Origin of the sequence: uncultured Caballeronia sp., assembly GCF_964243625.1 — a bacterium.
Taxonomy (GTDB): Bacteria; Pseudomonadota; Gammaproteobacteria; order Burkholderiales; family Burkholderiaceae; genus Caballeronia.
In genome coordinates, this window is sequence record NZ_CAXTGZ010000516.1 from 1 (window position 1) to 1,672 (window position 1,672).

Consider the following 1,672-nt stretch of genomic DNA (forward strand, 5'->3'; position numbering starts at 1 on the left):
TGGTGGCGAAGCGTGTGGGTTGCCGTTGACGGAGGGGGAGGGTTTCAAGTGTTCTCGATTGCGGCGTCGAGCGTTCTTCTGACGTACCAAACAGTTGTCACTGCACGCTCGGGACACTTAAGAATTAGCGGTTGGGAGGCGTTTTCTTTGCTTCGTTTCTTTGTCGCCGTTGGACAAAGAAATGAAGTGCCGCCACGCACAGTGGCTAATAGTGCTAAAGAGATCAGCTAGAACTTAACCCGCGGTAGCCTAAAGAGCAGCAACCCAGCAAAGACCCCCGACCACTAAGAACCCAAACCCCTCCCCCAAGCGCCAGCGCCCTTAAAACGGATCCCCCACCCTCACAATCTTCATCGCGTTAGTCCCGCCGGCTTGCCCCATCGGCTCCCCGACAGTCAACACCACCATATCCCCACGCGCCGCGTACCCCTTCGAAACAACAACCTCAAGCGCCTGCTGAAGCGCAACATCGCGATCGGTGTTCGTATCCAGGTGCAACGAAGTAACATTCCGATAAAGCGCCATAGTGCGCTCGCTACCAATCCGCGGCGTCAAGGCAAAAATCGGCACATGCGACCAATGCCGCGACATCCACAGCGCCGTCGCGCCCGACTCCGTCAACGCAACAATCGCCTTCGCCCCAAGGTGATACGCCGTGAACAACGCACCCATCGCAATCGACTGGTCGATACGCGTGAACGTCCGGTCCAGGAAATCCTTGTCCAGTTCGCTCTGCTCCGATTTCTCGGCCTCAAGGCAAATCGCCGCCATCGTCTCGATGGTCGTCACCGGATATTTCCCCGCCGCCGTCTCAGCCGACAACATCACGGCGTCCGTCCCATCCAGCACGGCATTCGCCACGTCCGATACCTCCGCGCGCGTCGGAACCGGCGCGTGGATCATCGATTCCATCATCTGCGTGGCGGTGATCACGAACTTGTTCGACTCACGCGCCATCCGGATCATGCGTTTCTGCAATGCCGGAACCGCCGCGTTGCCCACTTCCACAGCCAGATCGCCACGGGCAACCATGATGCCGTCGGAAGCATCGAGAATGCCCTGCAGCGCCGGAATGGCTTCCGCACGCTCGATCTTCGCAATCATCTTCGGCTTGATGCCGTAAGGCGCGCCCGCAATGTTCGCGAGTTGCCGCGCCATTTCCATGTCCGTGGCGTTCTTCGGAAACGATACCGCCACGAAGTCGGCGCCGAGCGACATGGCCGTCTTGATGTCCTCCATGTCCTTCTCGGTCAGCGCCGGCGCGGTCAGCCCGCCGCCCTGCCGGTTGATGCCCTTGTTGTTGGAGAGATCGCCGCCCACTTTCACGGTCGTGTGAATCTCTTCACCAATCACGCGCACCACGTCGAGCACGATCAGGCCGTCGTTGAGCAACAGCACGTCACCGCTGCGCAGGTCGCGCGGCAGATCCGGATAGTCGAGGCCGACGCGTTCGTCGTTGCCGAGTTCACAGCGTGCATCGAGGATGAACGGGTTGCCGGCAATCAACGTGACCTTGCCATTCTCGAACTTGCCCACGCGGATCTTCGGGCCCTGCAGGTCGGCCATCAGCGCGACGGTGCGGCCGACGCGCTCGGCGATCTCGCGCACCATGTTCGCGCGGTCGATGTGGTCCTGGGCCTTGCCGTGGCTGAAGTTCAGCCGCACCACGTCG

At 60.6% G+C, this 1,672-nt stretch carries 2 protein-coding genes; one reads left to right on the plus strand and one right to left on the minus strand.

All coding sequences use genetic code 11. The features are described from left to right. On the plus strand, positions 1 to 231 hold a 231-nt coding region (locus ACFFAR_RS26005; RefSeq protein ID WP_375508721.1), incomplete at its 5' end, for a hypothetical protein. A gap of 90 nt (positions 232 to 321) precedes the next feature. On the opposite strand, the gene pyk is transcribed toward ACFFAR_RS26005, so the two are convergent. Further along, on the minus strand, positions 322 to 1,672 hold a 1,351-nt coding region (gene pyk / locus ACFFAR_RS26010; protein ID WP_375508722.1), incomplete at its 5' end, for a pyruvate kinase.